The sequence below is a fragment of the Lysobacter luteus genome (assembly GCF_907164845.1).
GTDB classification, from domain to species: domain Bacteria; phylum Pseudomonadota; class Gammaproteobacteria; order Xanthomonadales; family Xanthomonadaceae; genus Novilysobacter; species Novilysobacter luteus.
Genome location: NZ_OU015430.1, coordinates 1163349 through 1181453, shown reverse-complemented (window position 1 = coordinate 1181453; position 18105 = coordinate 1163349). Strand labels below are relative to the sequence as shown.

The window sequence follows — 18105 nt, the reverse complement described above, 5'->3', positions numbered from 1 at the left end:
TTGGTGCGCCTTTTTCGTTCCACCAATGGAACGTCACGGCGCGGCCGCAGGTGCGGGATCGGTGCGTTGTCCTGATCCATGAGCCCGATGACCGCCCTCGCCCACCCCGACTCGCATGCGCCCGATGCGGTGCATGACGAAGACGGGGCCGCACGGCTGGCGCTGTACCGGCGCGCGGCACAGGGCGGCCATACCGGCGCACAGGTGGAATACGCGCGGATGCTGCTGTTCGGGCTCGGCGGCCCCGCGGCACCGCGCCTCGGGCTGGGCTGGCTGCTGCGCGCGGAAGGTGCCGGCAACACAATCGCCGGCTACTGGCTGGCCTGGCTGGCACTGGGCAGCGTGCTGCTGCCGCGCGATGGCCGCATCAACCAACGCATGCTGGCGGCGGTGCACCACGGCTACCCGCCGGCCCTGCGCGCTGCGGCGGTCCACCTGGGCCGCAAAGCCGACGCCGGCGACCAGGGCCTGTGCCTGCAATTGCTGGAGCGCGCCGCCGATGCCGGCGACGCGGTGTCCGCGCTGCTGCTGGTGGAGCGGCTGCAACGGGGCGAAGGCTGCGAGGCGCGGCCGATGGCCGCGGCGGGCTGGCGTGCACGGTTGATGAATCACGGCATCGACCCGTTACCGCCAATCGTCGCGCCACCGGTCGCGCCCCGGCCACCGCGCGGGCCGGGATCGCCGGCGACGCTCGCGTTCGAGGAAGCCCTGGTGCCGGCAAAGATTGCCTGGCTGTCGGAGACCGCGCGGGTCGGCGTCATCAGGGGGTTGCTGACGTCCGACGAATGCCGGCTGCTGGTGGCGCACGCGATGCTGTCCCAACGCGACGATGGCCGCGACGCCGGATGCGTCCCGGTCGATGCCGCGCAGGAGGACTTCGCCTTGCGGGTGCTGCAGCTGCGGCTGGCCCGCGCGGCCCGCTGCGAGCTGGCCCACGCCGAGCCGCTTCGGATCGGGCGGCGCGGCATCGGGGCCGACCAGCGCCCGTGCAGCGACCACTTGCCGCCGGACCGGCTCGCCGCCGACCACGCTGCGTCAGGCAACCGCCACCGCACCCTCACCGTCTGCCTCGCGCAGGCCAGCGACGGCGGCGGCATCGCTTTTCCGCAGGCGGGGCTGGAGGTGCAACCCACCACCGGCGCCGCGCTGGTTTTCGACGACCTGCACCCCGATGGCAGCCACAATGACGCCGCACTGCACGCCGGCCGGGCCGTAGCGGGCGGCGAGCAATGGCTCGCGACGGCGTGGCTCCGCGAAGGCCGCTACCGCCCGTTCTGAGACCGCTGTCGCATGCGGCCGACGGCCCCGGCATACGCAGCCGTACGCTCCGATTGCTTTAGACTACGGCCGCTGCAGACGGGCCACGCCCGTGGCTGCGCAGGCGAATCCCAAAAGATTCAACTACCTACCAAGAATAGTTGGCGCAAAGCGTTAACAACGCGTGCGCGCCACGCGGAGCACCCGATGATTTTTGAGACCCTGGACACCTTCGGCCATGAGCAGGTCGTGTTCTGCCACAACAAGGACGCGGGCCTGAAGGCCATCATCGCGATCCACAACACCGTGCTGGGTCCGGCCCTGGGCGGTACGCGCATGTGGCCGTACAAGACCGAGCAGGACGCTCTGAACGACGTGCTCCGCCTCAGCCGCGGCATGACCTACAAGAACGCGGTGGCCGGCCTGGACATCGGCGGCGGCAAGGCCGTGATCATCGGTGACCCGGCGACCGACAAGTCCGAGGCGCTGTTCCGCGCGTTCGGCCAGTTCGTGCAGTCGCTGGGCGGCCGCTACATCACCGCCGAGGACGTCGGCATCGACGTCAACGACATGGAGCTGGTCTACCGCGAGACCGAGTTCGTCACCGGCGTGCACCAGGTCCACGGCGGTTCGGGCGACCCGTCGCCGTTCACCGCCTACGGCGCGCTGCAGGGCCTGATGGCCTCGCTCAACAAGCGCTTCGGCGACGAGGAAGTCGGCAAGTACACCTACGCCGTGCAGGGCCTCGGCCACGTCGGCATGGAGTACGTGAAGCTGCTCAAGGAGCGCGGCGCGAAGATCTTCGTCACCGACATCAACAAGGGCCTGGTCGACAAGGCCGTGTCCGAGTACGGCGCCGAGGCCGTGGGCCTGGACGAGATCTACGACGTCGACGCCGACGTGTACTCGCCGTGCGCGCTGGGTGGCACCATCAACGAAGAAACCCTGCCCCGCCTGAAGGCCAAGGTCATCTGCGGTGCGGCCAACAACCAGCTGGCCAACAACGCCATCGGTGACGAAGTGGCCAAGCGCGGCATCCTGTACGCCCCGGACTACGCCGTGAACGCCGGCGGCGTGATGAACGTCGCACTGGAGATGACCGGCTACAACCGCGAGCGTGCGATGCGCCAGATGCGCACGATCTACCACAACCTGACCCGCATCTTCGAAATCGCCGAGCGCGACGGCATCCCGACCTACCGGGCCGCCGACCGCATGGCCGAGGAGCGCATCGAGGTGATGGGCAAGCTGAAGCTGCCGCTGGGCCGTTCGACCCCGCGCTTCCAGGGCCGCATCCGCGGCGGTGCGTAAGCACGGCTGAAGCGTTACCGACGACGGGGCCCAGTGCCCCGTCGTCGTTTCCGGAACACGTACCGCGTCCTGCACACGTCGTGTGGCGCGCACCGGCCGCCCGGATGGCGGCCCACTACCAGACCAGCAGGAGCCCCCATGCGCCCGTTTCCCCTTGGTGACGAACTCGACGCCTTGCGCGAGGCCGTTCGCCGCTTCGCCGAAGCCGAGATCGCCCCGCGCGCCGCCGCCATCGACGAGGCCAACGCCTTCCCGCAGGAGCTGTGGCCCAAGCTGGGCGAGATGGGCCTGCTCGGGCTGACGGTGCCCGGCGAGTACGGCGGCAGTGACATGGGCTACCTGGCCCACCTGGTCGCGATGGAGGAGATCTCGCGTGCGTCCGGCTCGGTCGGCCTGAGCTACGGCGCCCACTCCAACCTGTGCGTCAACAACCTCTACGCCAACGGCACCGAGGCGCAGCGCGCGAAGTACCTGCCCAGGCTCTGCAGCGGCGAGTGGAAGGGCGCGCTGGCGATGAGCGAGCCGGGCGCGGGTTCGGACGTGGTCGGCTCGATGTCCTGCCGGGCCGAGCTGCGCGGCGACGTGTGGGTCGCCAACGGCAACAAGATGTGGATCACCAACGGTCCCGAGGCCGACGTGCTGATCGTCTACATGCGCACCGCCGGCAAGGACGCGGGCAGCAAGTGCATGACCGCCTTCATCGTCGAGAAGGGCATGAAGGGGTTCAGCACCGCCCAGAAGCTCGACAAGCTCGGCATGCGCGGCTCGAACACCTGCGAGCTGGTGTTCGAGGACTGCGAGATCCCGGCCGACAACGTGCTCGGCGAGGTCAACGGCGGCGTCAAGGTACTGATGTCCGGGCTCAACACCGAGCGGCTGGTGCTGACCGGCGGCCCGATCGGCCTGATGCAGGCCGCGCTCGACATCACCCTGCCCTACGTGCGCGAGCGCCGGCAGTTCGACGCGGCGATTGGCACGTTCGGGATTATGCAGGCCAAGATCGCCGACATGTACACCGCGCTGCAGTCGTCGCGGGCGTTCGCCTACCAGGTGGCGCGCGACTACGACGCCGGACACAAGAGCCGCGTGGACGCCGCATCGTGCCTGCTGCACGCCTCGGAAGCCGCGGTGCAGGTGGCGCTGGAAGCGATCCAGAGCCTGGGCGGTAACGGTTACATCAACGAATACCCGACCGGCCGCATCCTGCGCGACGCCAAGCTCTACGCGATCGGCGCCGGCACCAACGAGATCCGCCGCATGCTCATCGGCCGCGAGCTTTTCGACGGCAAGAGCTGATTGGCTGCATGCTCCTGTAGGAGCGGCGTAAGCCGCGATCGGGAACGATCGGCCTGCGCCACGTCACGATCGCGACTCACGTCGCTCCTACAACGGACGCATAAAAAAAACGCCGCGGAGAATCGCGGCGTTTTTCGTTGCATCTTACGCCCGGCCTCAGAACCCGACGGTCCAGTTGGCGAAGGCGCCCGTGTAGCTGCGCCCCCCCACGTGGCGGGTATCGATGTCGAAGCCAAAGCGACCGGCATCCGGCAATGCAAGCCCGAGGCCAAGCCCGAACACGGTCGCGTCGTCCTCCAAACCACTGCCGGCAATCGGCGACCACACGTCGAGCCCGGTAAACCGCGCATCGATCGCGCTGCCCGACTGCGACAGCGTGTGCTGCCACTCCAGCCGGCCCTGCATCGACAGGCGCGCGGCGCCGAGCCACCAGCCCCGCTCGAACCGCGCACCGGCCAGCGCCTGGGTCGCGTCCAGCGTGGAACCGGCGGAACTCAGGCCGAAGCCGGCCGCGCCCTGCTCGCTGAAGCCATCGCGCTCCAGCCGGATCGCCTGGGTGCCCAGGTACGGGGTCAACGTCGCGCCGCCGAACTGGAACCGGTGGCCCGCCTGCACGCCCAACGTCGTGTAGCGGTTGTCGTAGTCGGTGCCTACGCCGTAGTGCCGCGACCCGAGCAGGATGTCGCGCTGCAGGCGGCGGTCGATGCTGCCCAGCGCCATCCGGCCGAGCACGTAGTTGCCGCCGTCCTCCCAGGCCGCATAGAACTGGCCTTCGATCTGGCGGTTGCGCTCGCGGTCGCCACGCAGCGTGTGCGCGCCCTGGCCGTCGCTCTGGCCGAACGCGGCACCGACCATCAGGTTCGGCCCGAACCAGCGGTCATGGCCGATCATCCAGCCGTTGCTGTCGAGCCGGGTGTGCGACCACATCGAACGCTCGCCATCGAGGCGCTGCGCCCAGCCACCGGCCACGCCCGTGCGCTCCAGCGTGTCCAGGCGCGACTCCAGCGCGTGCCGTCCGCCCTCGATCGCCATCATCGCGAACGCGGTGTCGGCCGCATGCAACTCGCCCGACAGGCTGGCCAGCGACTGCTCGGCCCCGGCAACGGTCGCGGTGCGCTGCAGTGCCGACGCACCCTCGATGAAGCCGCCCACCATCGGGTCGCCCGACAACCGCACGGCGCTGCCGTCAATCAGTCGGAAGGCGTTCTCCACCCGCAGCGCGCTGCCGACCGCCGCCGCGCTCAGGCCGAATGCCTGTGCCGTCGCATTGACGTCCAGCCGCTGGATCTCAAGCGACACCGCGTTGGCGGTGTAGGCCAGGTCGGCCTCGAGGAACACGCCCTCGCCCGCCAGCAGGTTGTCGAACTGGCCGGTAATGCCGCCGGCCGCGGTCAGGAAGGTCTCGCTCGACGAGTACACGTAGCCCTCGGTGACGCCGGCCACCAGCGCGTCGCCGTCGATCTGCGCGCTGCCGGCCACCTGCATTCGCGAGCCAACGTCGAACGCGAAGACGCCGCCAGCGCCCTGTCGGAAGTCGCCGCCCACGGTGTGGGTGAGCCCTTCCGAGTCGCCGCCGTACATGAAGACCACGCCGTCATTGGACAGGTTGCCCAGGACGCTGCTGCCCTCGAGCGCCAGCCCGCCATCGGCCCCGACCACCGCGTTGCCCGGCAGGTGCGAGAGCGCGCTGAGGATGCCGGACTCCACCCGGGTGTCGCCGGAATAGCTGTTGTTGCCGGTCAGCACCAGCTCGCCGCTGCCGCGCTTGGTGATACCGCCGGCGCCGCTGATGTCGTTGTCCCAGAACGAGGCGCCGCCGTTGAAGTTGGCGACTACCTGGCCCCAGTCCAGCCGCCCCGGACCCTGCACCGCTGCACCCACGTTGAGCAGGCCATGGCCGAAGATGTCGTCGACGCCGGCGGCACCGATGTCGGTGGCCGTGCCCAGCAGCGTCTGCCGGACGAGGTCGTTGTTGAAGTACGGGAACGCCTCCCACACCAGCGCCGCGGCACCGGAGACCAGCGGCCCCGAGAACGAGGTGCCCTGCCAGTTCCAGTAGCTGGGATCGTCGGGCGCGTCGTCGGTGCCGGTGGTCACCACGTTGCCGGGCGCGACCATGCAGTAGTCCTTGGCGACGCCGCAGGCATTGGAATAGATCGCCAGTTCGTCGGGCGCATCCGCGTTGACCGCCGCCACGGCGATCCAGCCGCGCTCCAGGTCGGCCGCGGGCGTCGAGCCGTTCGGGCCAAGCTGGCTCGGCAACGCAGCCATGCTGGACGGGTCATCGAAGCCCGAGTTGCCGGTGGAAAACACCACCAGGCCGTCGTGGTCGCGGATGAAGGGCCGGTATTCCTCGGCAATCGGCGCCGTCGCGTTGGGGTTGGTCCAGTAGAGGCCGCCCCACGAGTTGTTCATGATCCGCATGCCCTGCGCGACCAGGTCCTGGTGGACCTGCAGCAGCCCGAGCGCGCCATCGACCTCGTTGCCCTCGCCGGACCCGTCATCGACCGGCGGGGTGTCGGAGATGATGCGCGCCGAGAGGATCTCCGCGCCCGGCGCGATGCCGCCCGGCCATTCACCGAACGCCGTGCCGGCCATGACCTGCGCCACCGCCGTGCCGTGCCCGACCACGTCGTCGACCGACAGGTTGTTGCGGTTCGGATCGAGGTAGGTCTCGTTGTAGACCACGCGCGGCGAGAGCGCGGGATGGTTGCGGTTGACGCCACTGTCGATCACGCCGATGCGCACACCCTCACCGGTGAAACCGGCCGCGTGCGCCGCCTGCGTGTTGGTCACGGTCAGGTGCTTGGAGAACGCGGGGTTCGGGTCGTACACCACCGGGTCGGCCGGCGGCGCCGCCGGAGGCGGGTCAGGTCGCACGACCGTGTCGCTACCGCCGCCACCACCACAGCCCGCCAACACGACCAGGCCGATACTTCCCAAAGCCACGCGGCAGGCGTGGGCGAGTGCGTTGCGATGCAAATCCATTTTTCCCCCGGAGGTCGACAACGGCCACGCGCATCGAACGGACTGCACGCATGATCGGCCAGTCGTCCGAGTATCGGACGGGTTCGCGACACGCACAATCGCCGCCCCATTCAAACTGCTGAAGCGTTGTGCGGGTTTGCGGCACTGCAGCACGCCGCCGCATAATCGGCCGATGCGGCAGCGGCAACGGGTTGATCCAACGGCCGCGCCGCCGGTCCCATCCACTGGAGTCCCCCATGAGCGACGTCGTCATCGTCGGTGCCAAGCGCACCGCCATCGGTTCCTTCCTCGGCCAGTTCACCGGCGTGCCCACACCGCAACTCGGCGTTGCCGCCATCACTGGCGCGCTCGAGCAGGCCGGCATCGCGCCCGACCAGGTCCAGGAGGTCATCATGGGTTGCGTGCTGCCCGCCGGCCTCGGCCAGGCACCGGCGCGCCAGGCCGCGCTGGGTGCCGGCCTGCCCGACTCGGCCGCGTGCACCACCATCAACAAGGTCTGCGGCTCGGGTATGAAGGCCGTGATGCTGGGCCACGACATGATCAAGGCCGGTTCAGCCAGCGTGGTTGTCGCCGGCGGCATGGAGTCGATGACCAACGCCCCGCACCTGCTCAACAACTCGCGCACCGGCATCCGCTACGGCAGCACCGAGATGCTCGACCACATGGCACACGACGGCCTGACCAATCCGTATGACGGCAAGGCGATGGGCGTGTTCGGCGACACCACCTGCAACACCTACGGGTTCGATCGCGAGGCGCTGGACGCGTTCGCGGCCGAAAGCGTCAACCGCGCCAAGAAGGCGCAGGCCGACGGTGCGTTCAAGGACGAGATCGTTCCGGTGACCGTCAAGACGCGCAAGGGCGAAGTCGTCGTCGACACCGACGAGGAGCCGGGCAAGATCGATACCGGCAAGATCCCCGGCCTGCGCGCCGCGTTCGGCAAGGACGGCGTGTTGACCGCAGCGTCGTCGTCGAAGATCTCCGACGGCGCTGCCGCCACGGTGCTGATGTCGGCCGACGAAGCCGCATCGCGCGGGCTGAAGCCGCTGGCGCGGATCGTTGCGCACGCGGGCCACGCGCAGGCGCCGGAGTGGTTCACCACCGCGCCCGTCAAGGCGATTTCCAACGTGCTCGAAAAGGCCGGCTGGAAGATCGAGGACGTCGACCTGTTCGAGATCAACGAAGCCTTCGCGTGCGTGGCGATGGCGCCGATCAAGGACCTCGGCATTCCGCACGAAAAGATCAACGTGCACGGCGGCGCGGTGGCGCTCGGTCATCCGATCGGCGCAAGCGGCGCGCGTTTGATTGTCACGCTGCTCAATGCATTGCGCGCGCGTGGCGGTAAGCGTGGTGTCGCATCGCTCTGCATCGGTGGCGGCGAAGCCACCGCGATTGCCGTCGAGCTGCTCTGAACCGCCAGCAGGGCGCGAAGGGGGGGCTTTTATCACGCCCTGTTCATGTTGGATGACCGGCCGTCGGAAAGACCCCTGAACCAGTTAACGAGGCATTAACTTAAAAACACAACGTGCCGCTTGACAGGCGTCGCGGCGTTGTCATCATGTTATCGGCGCGCAATTGCGCGTTGCCCACATTTTTATACGACGAGGAACGAACCATGACTTTCAACAAGGCGCTGCTTGCCCTGGCTATGGGCTTTGCCCTGGTTGCCTGCTCGAACCAGCAGCAGGCTGAAGACTCCGCCGCCGAAGCCGCCGAGGCTGCTGGCGAGGCTTCCGAAGCCGCTGCCAACGCCGCTGCTGCTGGCGACGCCATGGCTGCCGACGCTGCCCAGGCTGCTGCCGACACCGCCGCCGCCGCTGCTGACGCCGCTGCGACCTCGGCCGACGCCGCTGCCGGTGCGACCGACATGACCGACGCCGACGACGCTGCCGACGCTGCCGAGAATGCAGCCGACGCCGCCGAGCAGGCCCAGGACGCGGCCGAAGAGGCTGCTGCCGGTGCCGATGCCGAGACCAACAACGACGGCCTCTAATTCTGGCCCGAGTTATTGATCCAAAAGACCGCCGGGTTTTCCCGGCGGTTTTTTTGTACCCGTCTGCCGGGGCCGGCCCGGCGCCTTCACATTCCTTTACACGGCCCGCCTCGATAGTGCCGCCGCCGGCAGGACCGGCGCTCTATCGAAGTCAACTGCCGACACACAGGAGTCAGCAAATGAACAACAAGCTTTTGACCCTCCTCGCCGCGGGTGCGTTCGCGCTTACCGCCTGCAACTCGCCGACCGCCAACCAGGAAGCCAACGAGGCGGCCGCCGAGGCCGAAGTCGCCGGTGACCAGGCGGCCGTTGCCGCCGAGTCCGCGGGTGATGCGGCTGCCGCCAGCGCCGAGGCTGCCGCTGCCGGTGCCGCTGCTGCTGCCGGTACGGTCGCCGCCGCCGCCGACGCCGCTGTCGACCCGCTGCAGGAAGCCTATGAAGAAGGCAAGGCCAACGCCGCCGGTGCGATCGGCGACGCTGCTGCCAACGTCTCCGCCGAGATGGAGCAGGAGCAGGTGGAAGCCGAGGCCGAGGCCAACGCCGAAGTGCAGGACTGACGTCCCGCGCTCTGCCTGACCAGGACGGGTCCGCTACGGCGGGCCCGTTTTTGTTTGGCGCACGCAGGCGCTCCGGTCGCCGGACCTACCGCCGCCGCGTCGCGGTTATCCTGTGCCGTCTCCATCGCCGCGCAGAACCGCATGCCCGTACTGAGCTCCGCCCTCGACCCCCGCTCGCAGGATTTCCGCGACAACGCCGCCTGGCATCGCGCACTGGTCGATGAGCTCGATGCCCGGCTTGCACGCGCGGCGGCCGGCGGCGGCGACAAGGCCCGCGACAAACACACTGCGCGCGGCAAGCTGCTGGCGCGCGACCGCATCACCGCCCTGCTCGACCCCGGCTCGCCGTTCCTCGAGATCGCGCCGCTGGCCGCCGAAGGGATGTACGCCGACGCCGCGCCGGCGGCAGGCATGGTCTGCGGCATCGGCCGGGTGATGGGCCAGGAGGTGGTAGTCGTGGCCAACGACGCTACGGTCAAGGGCGGCACCTACTTCCCGATGACGGTCAAGAAGCACCTGCGCGCGCAGGAAGTCGCGCGCGAGAACAACCTGCCGTGCATCTACCTGGTCGACTCCGGCGGCGCCTTCCTGCCGCTGCAGGACGAGGTCTTCCCCGACAAGGAGCACTTCGGCCGGATCTTTTACAACCAGGCCCGCATGAGCGCCGAGAACATCCCGCAGGTGGCCGTGGTGATGGGTTCGTGCACCGCCGGCGGTGCCTACGTGCCGGCCATGTGCGACGAGTCGGTGATCGTGAAGGAACAGGGCACGATCTTCCTCGGTGGGCCGCCACTGGTGAAGGCCGCCACCGGCGAGGTGGTCGATGCCGAGACGCTCGGCGGCGCCGACGTGCATACCAGCATCTCCGGTGTGGCCGACCACTTCGCCGAGGACGACCGCCATGCGCTGCAGATTGCGCGCGACATCGTCGGCACGTTCAACCGGAACAAGGTGCTGCCAGTCGCCACGCGCCCGGTACGCGACCCGCTGTTCGCCGCCGAGGAGCTCTACGGCATCGTGCCGAAGGATGCCCGCCGCCCGTTCGACATCCGCGAGGTGATCGCCCGCGTGGTCGACGGCAGCGAGTTCCAGGAGTTTAAGGCGCGCTACGGCAAGACCCTGGTGACCGGCTTCGCGCACCTGCACGGCTACCCGGTCGGCGTCATCGCCAACAACGGCATCCTGTTCGCCGAGAGCGCGCTCAAGGGCGCGCACTTCATCGAGCTGTGCAACCAGCGCGGCATCCCGCTGGTGTTCCTGCAGAACATCACCGGCTTCATGGTCGGCAAGAAGTACGAGCAGGCCGGCATCGCCAAGGACGGGGCCAAGATGGTGACCGCGGTGGCGTGCTCGCACGTACCGAAGTTCACGGTGGTGATCGGCGGCAGCTTCGGCGCCGGCAACTACGCGATGTGCGGCCGGGCCTATGGCGCGCGGTTCCTGTGGATGTGGCCGAACGCGCGCATCAGCGTGATGGGCGGCGAGCAGGCGGCCTCCGTGCTGGCCACGGTCAAGCGGGACGGTATCGAGGCCCGCGGCGGCGACTGGTCGATGGATGAGGAAGAGACCTTCAAGGCCCCCATCCGCCAACAGTACGAAGACCAGGGCAACCCCTACTACGCCACCGCGCGGCTGTGGGACGACGGCATCATCGACCCGGCCGACACGCGCCGCGTGCTCGGCCTGGGGTTGTCGGCCAGCCTCAACGCGCCCATCGAGGACCGGACCCGCTTTGGCGTGTTCCGCATGTAGTAGCTGCGGACGTGACGGTGCGCACCGATGAACGGGGAATTCCTGACCGCTTCCTGAAGGGGTGCCGGGTGACGTGAAGTGTCACATGATGACGCCGTGAAGCAGGTGCTAAGTTCGGAGGTCCCGCCCACCAAGCACGGACCCTGCCGATGGCCATCTGGAAAGACTCAACCCCCGCCAAGAACCCTGCCCCCACGCCGGCCGCGCCGGCCGAGAGCCCGAAGGCCGCCAGCTTCGAGCCGACGCCGATCCGCGACATCACCTCGCCGGCGCCTGCCCCGGCCACTCCTGCCGCGAGCCCGGCGCGCAACGAGGCGCCGTTGAAGGAATCCCTGATCGCCGCTGAACTGACCATCGAGGGCAAGATCGAAGGCACCGGCCACGTCCGCATCGCCGGCAAGTTCAACGGCGACGTCAACGTGCAGGGCAACCTGACCATCGAGCCCGGCGCGCGGCTGTCGGGCGGCGTGCGCGCCCACAAGGTCATCGTGGCCGGCGAGCTGGAAGGCAACATCGAATCCGCGCAGAAGGTCGAGCTGCTCGAGTCCGGCGCCCTCACCGGTGACGTCAAGGCCGGCGCGCTGACGGTCGCCACCGGCGCGCGGATGCGCGGCCAGGTCGACTTCGGCTGGGGCGACAAGGCCACCGGCGGCTCCAGCGGCAAGGGCGGCAACGGCAAGTCCGACAAGGCCGCTTCCGACAACGACGCATGAGCGCCCCGCGCCCCGGGACCGCGGGCGCGACGCGCACCTGCCCGCACTGCAAGACCACCATCCTCGAGAGCGCCAGCGTGTGTCCGCAATGCCGCGGGCACCTGCGCTTCGACGCGGAAGTGGCGGAGGCGGCGACGTTTTCGCCGCTGCAGGTCGAGGGCACCATCCCGGCGCCCGCCCAGGGCGCCTGCGAGTACTCGATGGTGCTGTCGATCCGCGACGGGCGCGGCCGGGAGGTCAACCGCCAGGTCGTCGGGGTCGGCGCGATCCACCCCGGCGAGGAGCGCACCTTCAGCCTGCGGGTGGAAGCCAGCGAGGTGAAAGGGTCGGCCGCGAAGCGCAGCCGCCATTGACCGGCGTGGCGCCGGAGGGCGCCGCGCCCGTGCAGCGACCGACGATCAGTTCGACTCGTGCGCCGGTGTCACCGCGACCGCCGACGCGGCCCGGCGGTTGAGCCAGAAACCGGCGGCCAGGGTCGCCAGGACCAGCAACTGCGTGCCCACGCCCTCCAGCGTCGGATACACACCCAGCAGGTCGACCCGCGGGAACGAGATCAGGCTCATCGGCAACCAGCCGGCTTCCTGCAGGGCGGCGATGCCCTTGCCGGCCAGCATCACCGCGAGAACCGCGATGAGCACCGAGCTGATGGCGAAGAACCGGGCGATCGGCAGCTTGCGCGAGTAGCGCAGCATCGCCCACGCCACGACACCCAGCACCACCACGGCGACGGCCGCGCCGGCCAGGATCGCGGACGGGTTGCCCTGCGTCCACAGCGCCGCATAGAACAGCACGGTCTCGAACACCTCGCGGTAAACGACCACGAACGAGAGCAGGAACAGGAACCACGCCGACCGCCGCGAGAGCGCGTGCGAGAGCTTGTCGCGGATGTAGCGCTGCCATGCGCCAGCCTGGCTCTTGCCGTGCATCCAGATGCCGACGAACAGCAGCACCACCGCTGCGAACAGCGCGGCGAAGCCTTCGGTCAGCTCGCGACTGGCACCACTGATGCTGACCAGGTAGGTCGCCGCGCCCCAGGTCAGGACGCCTGCCAGCAACGCGCCGACCCAGCCTGCATGCACGTACGGCATCACCTCGGTGCGGTTGGCCTTGCGCAGGAAAGCGATCATCGCGATCACCAGCAGCAGTGCTTCCAGCCCTTCGCGCAACAGGATGGTGAAAGCACCGATGAAGGAGGAGACCGCGGTGGCCTGGTCAGGCGACAGCGTGGCCTCGGCGTCGTCGAACAGGCCATTGACCACCCCGACCTGCGCCTGCACCTCCTCCACGTCCGCCGAGCTGGCGATGCGCGAGCGCAACTCGCCCATCGCGGTTTCGATGCGCGCCATCAATGCAGGGTCGCGCGATGCGAGAAGCGGTTCGACGGGCTCGAATCCGTCCAGGTAGGCCGACAGCATCAGGTCGCGTGCGCCGCCCCGGTCGCCGGCCGCGTAGGCTGCCAGGCCTTCGGCCAGGCGTTGGCGCGACAGGGTCAGGGAGCCTTCGGGCCGAGCTTCGACCGCCTCGGGCGTGCGCCGCAGGTAGGCCATCAGCGCCGCGGCCCGATCCTCGCCGACCTCTTCCGCAAGCGCGGCCGGGGTCAGTTGGGTAAGCGCGGCGAGGTCCGGCACGAGCAGGCGCAGGGAATCGTCGCCTTCCCACAAGCGGCGGCCCTCGTCCACCAGCGCTTCGGGGTAGGCGTACTGGCCGATGTGGAAGGAGAGCGCCCAGCGGTCGTCGACGGGCAGATGCGCGTAGCTGCCCATGCTGGTGCCTTCTAGTCCCTGCTCGATCACCTGGTACAGCGCGAAGATGCTGCGCTCGCGGGCGCGCTCGCGATCGGTGAACGCGATTGGTGCCGGATCCAGCGCGACCCCGGCGGGGCCGTCGCCCGCACCGGTGGTTCCGTGGCAACTGGCGCACTGCTGCTGGTACAGGCCCGACGCCGCCGCAAGGTCGGGCGTCGAGGACGGTGCGACGGGCATCGGGTACGCCTGCAGCAACTGTCCGGCCAGCCCGCGCGCCAGCCCGGCCACTGCGGACGGGTCGGCCTTGGCGTCGATCGCGGCTTGCAGCGCGGCGGCGCCGTCGATGAGTTCCGCCGTCTCGGAGGTCGCGGGCAACGCTGCCATGCGCTCGTTCACCGAGTCGGCGAACTCGACCATCTCGGCATACTCGCCCTCGCTCACGACTTCGCCGTCCTGCACCGCCACCGCGTAATCGACCGCGATGTAGTCGAGCAGGCGCCAGACGGTCTGCGCGCCGGTGGTGGCATTCGCCGACATCGCGAACATCAGCAGCAGGGAAGCAACCAGGCAACGAAGGGTCAGGGTCATGGAAACGGCGGGCCGGTGGTGATCCCGCCATCCTACGTTAAATGAGAATTGATCGCATTGACCCATGTCGGCCCCGGCGTGTCCCGGCGCGGCGCCCGGGCACGACGGCTATCATCCCCACTCCCGCCAAGGACGCATACAGATGAGCCACCCCCTGCTGCACCTGCGCGATGGACCGGTCGCACACCTGCGGCTGAACCGCCCGGACGTCCACAACGCGTTCGACGCGATGCTGATCGCCGCCCTGACCGGCGCGCTGGAGGCGGTCGGTTCCGACCCCACGGTCCGGGTGGTGATTATTGAAGGCGAAGGCGCGTCGTTCTCCGCCGGCGCCGACCTCAACTGGATGCGTGGCATGGCCAGCGCCAGCGAGGACGAGAACCGCGAGGACTCGCTCGCGCTGGCGCGGCTCATGCGCACCCTCAACGAGCTGCCCAAGCCGACCATCGCCCGCGTGCACGGCGCGGCGTTCGGTGGCGGCGTGGGCCTGGTGGCCTGCTGCGACATCGCCATCGGTGCGTTCGGAGCCAAGTTCGGCCTGACCGAGAGCAAGCTCGGCCTGCTTCCGGCGGTGATTTCGCCGTATGTCATCGAGGCGATCGGCGCACGCCAGGCGCGCCGCTGGTTTGCCAGCGCGGAAATTTTCGACGCCGCCCAGGCCCACCGGATGGGCCTGCTGCATGAAGCGGTCGATGCCGAAGACCTCGACGCGACCCTGCAACGCCAGGTCGAACTGCTGCTGAAGGCCGGCCCGGTCGCATCGGCGCAGGCCAAGGCGCTGGTGCGCCAGGTCTCGGCCCACACCGACGGGGCCCGGCACGATGCCGACAACGCGGCACTGATCGCGCGCCTGCGTGTGTCGAAGGAAGGCCAGGAAGGCCTGGGCGCCTTCCTCGACAAGCGCAGACCGGGCTGGTGCGAGTGAACCGCACGCCCTCCCCCCGTACGCAATCCGGCAACCCTCGCATGTTCAACAAGATCCTCATCGCCAACCGCGGCGAAATCGCGTGCCGCGTCATCCGCACCTGTCGTGCGCTGGGCATCCGCACCGTCGCGGTGTACTCGGAAGCCGACGCCGACGCCCAGCACGTGCGCCAGGCCGACGAGGCGTACTGCATTGGCGGCCCGCGGCCAGCCGACAGTTACCTGCGTGGTGACGCGATCATCGAGGTCGCACGCAAGGCCGGTGCGGAGGCCATCCACCCGGGCTACGGGTTCCTGTCGGAGAACGCCGACTTCGCCGACGCGTCCGAGTCGGCCGGCATCGTGTTCATCGGCCCGAAGGCCGCATCGATGCGCCGCATGGGCAGCAAGGCCGGCGCGAAGGAGCTGATGCAGACGGCCGGCGTGCCGGTGGTGCCGGGCTACACCGGCGAGAACCAGGACCCGGCCCACCTGCAGGCCGAGGCGGACCGCATCGGTTACCCGCTGATGATCAAGGCCGCGCACGGCGGCGGCGGCAAGGGCATGCGCATCGTGCGCGAGGCCGGCGAGTTCGCCGACAACCTGCAGTCGTGCCAGCGCGAAGCCGGCAATGCGTTCGGCCGCGACCGGGTGTTGCTGGAGCGCTACATCGAACAGCCGCGCCACATCGAGATCCAGGTGTTCGGCGACGCGCACGGCAATGTCATCCACCTCAACGAGCGTGAATGCTCGGCGCAGCGCCGCTACCAGAAGGTGCTGGAAGAGTCGCCGTCGCCGTTCCTCACGCCCGCGCTGCGGCAGGCGATGGGCGATGCCGCGGTGCTGGCCGCGCGTGCGATCGACTACGCCAATGCCGGCACCGTCGAGTTCATCGTCGACCCGGCGGGCAACTTCTACTTCATGGAGATCAACACCCGCCTGCAGGTCGAGCACCCGGTGACGGAGTGCGTGACCGGCCTGGACCTGGTGGCGTGGCAGTTGCAGGTCGCCGCTGGCGAGCCGTTGCCGCTCGCGCAGGACGACATCGCCCAGTCCGGCCACGCGATCGAAGTGCGGCTGTACGCCGAGGACCCCGAGGCGGGCTTCCTGCCGGGCTCGGGCACGCTGGAGCGCCTGCGCCTGCCGGCACCGTCGGCGCACGTGCGCATCGATTCGGGCGTGGTCGAGGGCGACACGGTCACCATCTTCTACGACCCGATGATCGCCAAGCTCATCGTCCACGATGCCGACCGCCCCCGTGCGCTCGCCCGCCTGCGCGAGGCGCTGTCGCAGTGCGCGATCAGCGGTCCGAAATCCAACATCGGTTTCCTCGAGCGGCTGGTGCGGCACCCGGCCGTGGTCAACGGCACGATCGATACCGGATATCTCGATCGCCACCTCGACGAGTTCATGCCCGCGCACGAGGTCAACCGCGACCTGCTGCTCGGCGCCACGGCCGCGCGGTTGCTGGCGCAGGAACAGGGCAGCCGCGACGGCGCGGCCGCGTCGAACGATCCCGGGTCGCCGTGGGCGGTCGCCGATGGCTGGCGGCTGGGCCATGCCGGCCAGCGTGCGCTGGCCTTCCTGCACGGCGAGGAGCGGCTGGAGCTTCACGCGCACGGCAGCGGCGGCGAGTACCAGGTGGAATACGACGGCGCGACGCACACGGTGGCTGGCGCCCGGTTCGACGGCGCGCTGCTGGGCCTGCGCCTCGACGGTCGCGCACGGCGGTTCCGGGTGTTCGACCACGGGCGCGAGCTGCTGGTGCACGATGGCGAGCGCCGCCTGCGGCTGCAGCCGGTGGCGATGTACCGGCATGAGGCCGGCACCGCGGGTGCAGGCGCCGACAACGTGGTCGCGCCGATGCCGGGTCGCGTGGTGGTGGTGAAGGCCAGCGCCGGCGACACGGTCGAAGCCGGCCAGGAGGTCATGGTGATCGAGGCGATGAAGATGGAGCTGAGCCTGAAGGCGCCCCGTGCGGGCACGGTGGCCGCGATCCACGCGCAGGCCGGCGACTTTGTCGAGGCCGATACCGTGCTGGTCGCCCTGGCCGAGGCTGGAGCGGACACGTGAGCACCGCCCTGCCCCGCCATGTGCGCATCGTCGAGGTCGGCCCGCGCGACGGGTTGCAGAACGAGAAGGCGATGGTCTCCACCGCCGACAAGATCGAACTGATCGACCGGCTCTCGGCCACCGGCCTGCAGAGCATCGAGGCGACCAGCTTCGTCAGCCCCAGGTGGGTGCCGCAGCTGGCCGATGCCACCGAGGTGTTCACCGGGATCACCCGTCGCCCGGGCGTCCATTACCCGGTGCTGGTGCCCAACGAGAAAGGATACGAGCGCGCACGCGAGGCCGGCGTCGAGGAGATTGCGGTATTCACCGCCGCCTCGGAGGCCTTCAACCAGCGCAACATCAATGCCTCGATCGACGAATCGCTGCAGCGGTTCGCGCCGGTGCTGGAGCGCGCACGCGGCGACGGGGTCCGGGTGCGTGGCTACGTCTCGACCGTGCTGGGCTGTCCCTACCAGGGGGAGGTGCCGCTGGCCGATGTCGTCCGCGTCGCACGTCAACTCCACGGAATGGGCTGCTACGAAATATCGCTGGGCGACACGATAGGCGTGGGCACGCCCGGCAAGGCGCGCGCGATGTTGCAGGCCGTGGCGGGCGAAGTGCCGCTCAATGCTTTGGCGGTGCACTTCCACGACACCTACGGACAGGCACTGGCCAACCTCCTCGCTTGCCTGGAGGTGGGCGTCTCGGTGGTCGACGCCTCCGTCGCCGGCACCGGCGGGTGCCCGTATGCCACCGGCGCCAGTGGCAACGTCGCCACCGAGGACGTCGTCTACATGCTGCACGGGCTCGGCATCGAGACCGGGGTGGACCTGGCACGGCTGGCGGACACGGGGCGCTGGTTGGCCGGGCGGCTCGGCCGCGAGACGGGCAGCCGGGTCGGACGGGCGCTCGCGGTGTCATGAGCCTCACGCCGCCAGCGACCGGGATGC

Annotated in this window: 14 protein-coding genes; 12 read left to right on the top strand and 2 right to left on the bottom strand. The window is 69.4% G+C overall.

Annotated elements, in window-relative coordinates; genetic code table 11:
* Positions 1–87: 87 nt before the first annotated feature.
* The 3 genes from KOD61_RS05465 (at position 88) to KOD61_RS05455 (ending at position 3864) form a co-directional block, all read left to right on the top strand.
* Positions 88–1278, top strand: a complete 1191-nt coding sequence (locus KOD61_RS05465) for a 2OG-Fe(II) oxygenase (RefSeq protein ID WP_215220022.1) — start codon at positions 88–90, stop codon at positions 1276–1278.
* 186 nt (positions 1279–1464) lie between these two features.
* Complete coding sequence (locus KOD61_RS05460; protein ID WP_215220021.1) at positions 1465–2568, top strand: Glu/Leu/Phe/Val dehydrogenase dimerization domain-containing protein; 1104 nt, start codon at positions 1465–1467, stop codon at positions 2566–2568.
* A 138-nt stretch (positions 2569–2706) separates the two neighbouring features.
* Positions 2707–3864, top strand: a complete 1158-nt coding sequence (locus tag KOD61_RS05455) for an isovaleryl-CoA dehydrogenase (protein ID WP_215220020.1) — start codon at positions 2707–2709, stop codon at positions 3862–3864.
* A gap of 156 nt (positions 3865–4020) precedes the next feature.
* Here KOD61_RS05455 and KOD61_RS05450 read toward each other — a convergent pair whose 3' ends face one another.
* Complete coding sequence (locus KOD61_RS05450; protein ID WP_215220019.1) at positions 4021–6852, bottom strand: autotransporter serine protease; 2832 nt, start codon at positions 6850–6852, stop codon at positions 4021–4023.
* Positions 6853–7088: 236 nt separating this feature from the next.
* On the opposite strand from KOD61_RS05450, the gene KOD61_RS05445 reads away from it, so the two are divergent.
* The 6 genes from KOD61_RS05445 (at position 7089) to KOD61_RS05420 (ending at position 12220) form a co-directional block, all read left to right on the top strand.
* Positions 7089–8264 carry a thiolase family protein gene (locus KOD61_RS05445; protein WP_215220018.1) on the top strand — a complete coding sequence of 392 codons (1176 nt, stop codon included), beginning with the start codon at positions 7089–7091 and terminating at the stop codon, positions 8262–8264.
* Between the two features lie 203 nt (positions 8265–8467).
* Positions 8468–8845, top strand: a complete 378-nt coding sequence (locus KOD61_RS05440) for a hypothetical protein (protein WP_215220017.1) — start codon at positions 8468–8470, stop codon at positions 8843–8845.
* 179 nt (positions 8846–9024) lie between these two features.
* Entirely contained in the window at positions 9025–9402 is a 378-nt protein-coding gene (locus tag KOD61_RS05435; protein WP_215220016.1) for a hypothetical protein, read from the top strand.
* Between the two features lie 141 nt (positions 9403–9543).
* Positions 9544–11154, top strand: coding sequence for a carboxyl transferase domain-containing protein (locus KOD61_RS05430; RefSeq protein ID WP_215220015.1), 1611 nt, complete (start codon positions 9544–9546; stop codon positions 11152–11154).
* A 149-nt stretch (positions 11155–11303) separates the two neighbouring features.
* The gene (locus tag KOD61_RS05425) at positions 11304–11867 is read left to right on the top strand and encodes a bactofilin family protein (protein WP_215220014.1); all 564 of its coding nucleotides are present in this window, start codon (positions 11304–11306) and stop codon (positions 11865–11867) included.
* Positions 11864–12220: a hypothetical protein gene (locus KOD61_RS05420; RefSeq protein ID WP_215220013.1), complete on the top strand. Its 357-nt coding sequence runs from the start codon at positions 11864–11866 to the stop codon at positions 12218–12220. Before KOD61_RS05425 ends, KOD61_RS05420 begins: the two co-directional genes overlap by 4 nt.
* A 45-nt stretch (positions 12221–12265) precedes the next feature.
* Here KOD61_RS05420 and KOD61_RS05415 read toward each other — a convergent pair whose 3' ends face one another.
* A complete protein-coding gene (locus KOD61_RS05415; protein WP_215220012.1) occupies positions 12266–14200 on the bottom strand; it encodes a cytochrome c/FTR1 family iron permease in 1935 nt (644 codons plus the stop codon).
* Positions 14201–14342: 142 nt separating this feature from the next.
* Between KOD61_RS05415 and KOD61_RS05410 the strand changes: the two genes are divergently transcribed.
* From KOD61_RS05410 to KOD61_RS05400, 3 genes are read left to right on the top strand one after another with little or no spacing between them, the layout of a single operon-like run.
* Positions 14343–15125: an enoyl-CoA hydratase-related protein gene (locus tag KOD61_RS05410; RefSeq protein ID WP_215220011.1), complete on the top strand. Its 783-nt coding sequence runs from the start codon at positions 14343–14345 to the stop codon at positions 15123–15125.
* A 41-nt stretch (positions 15126–15166) separates the two neighbouring features.
* Positions 15167–17176, top strand: coding sequence for an acetyl-CoA carboxylase biotin carboxylase subunit (locus tag KOD61_RS05405; protein ID WP_215220010.1), 2010 nt, complete (start codon positions 15167–15169; stop codon positions 17174–17176).
* An 8-nt stretch (positions 17177–17184) separates the two neighbouring features.
* The gene (locus KOD61_RS05400) at positions 17185–18078 is read left to right on the top strand and encodes a hydroxymethylglutaryl-CoA lyase (protein WP_215220303.1); all 894 of its coding nucleotides are present in this window, start codon (positions 17185–17187) and stop codon (positions 18076–18078) included.
* Positions 18079–18105: the final 27 nt, after the last annotated feature.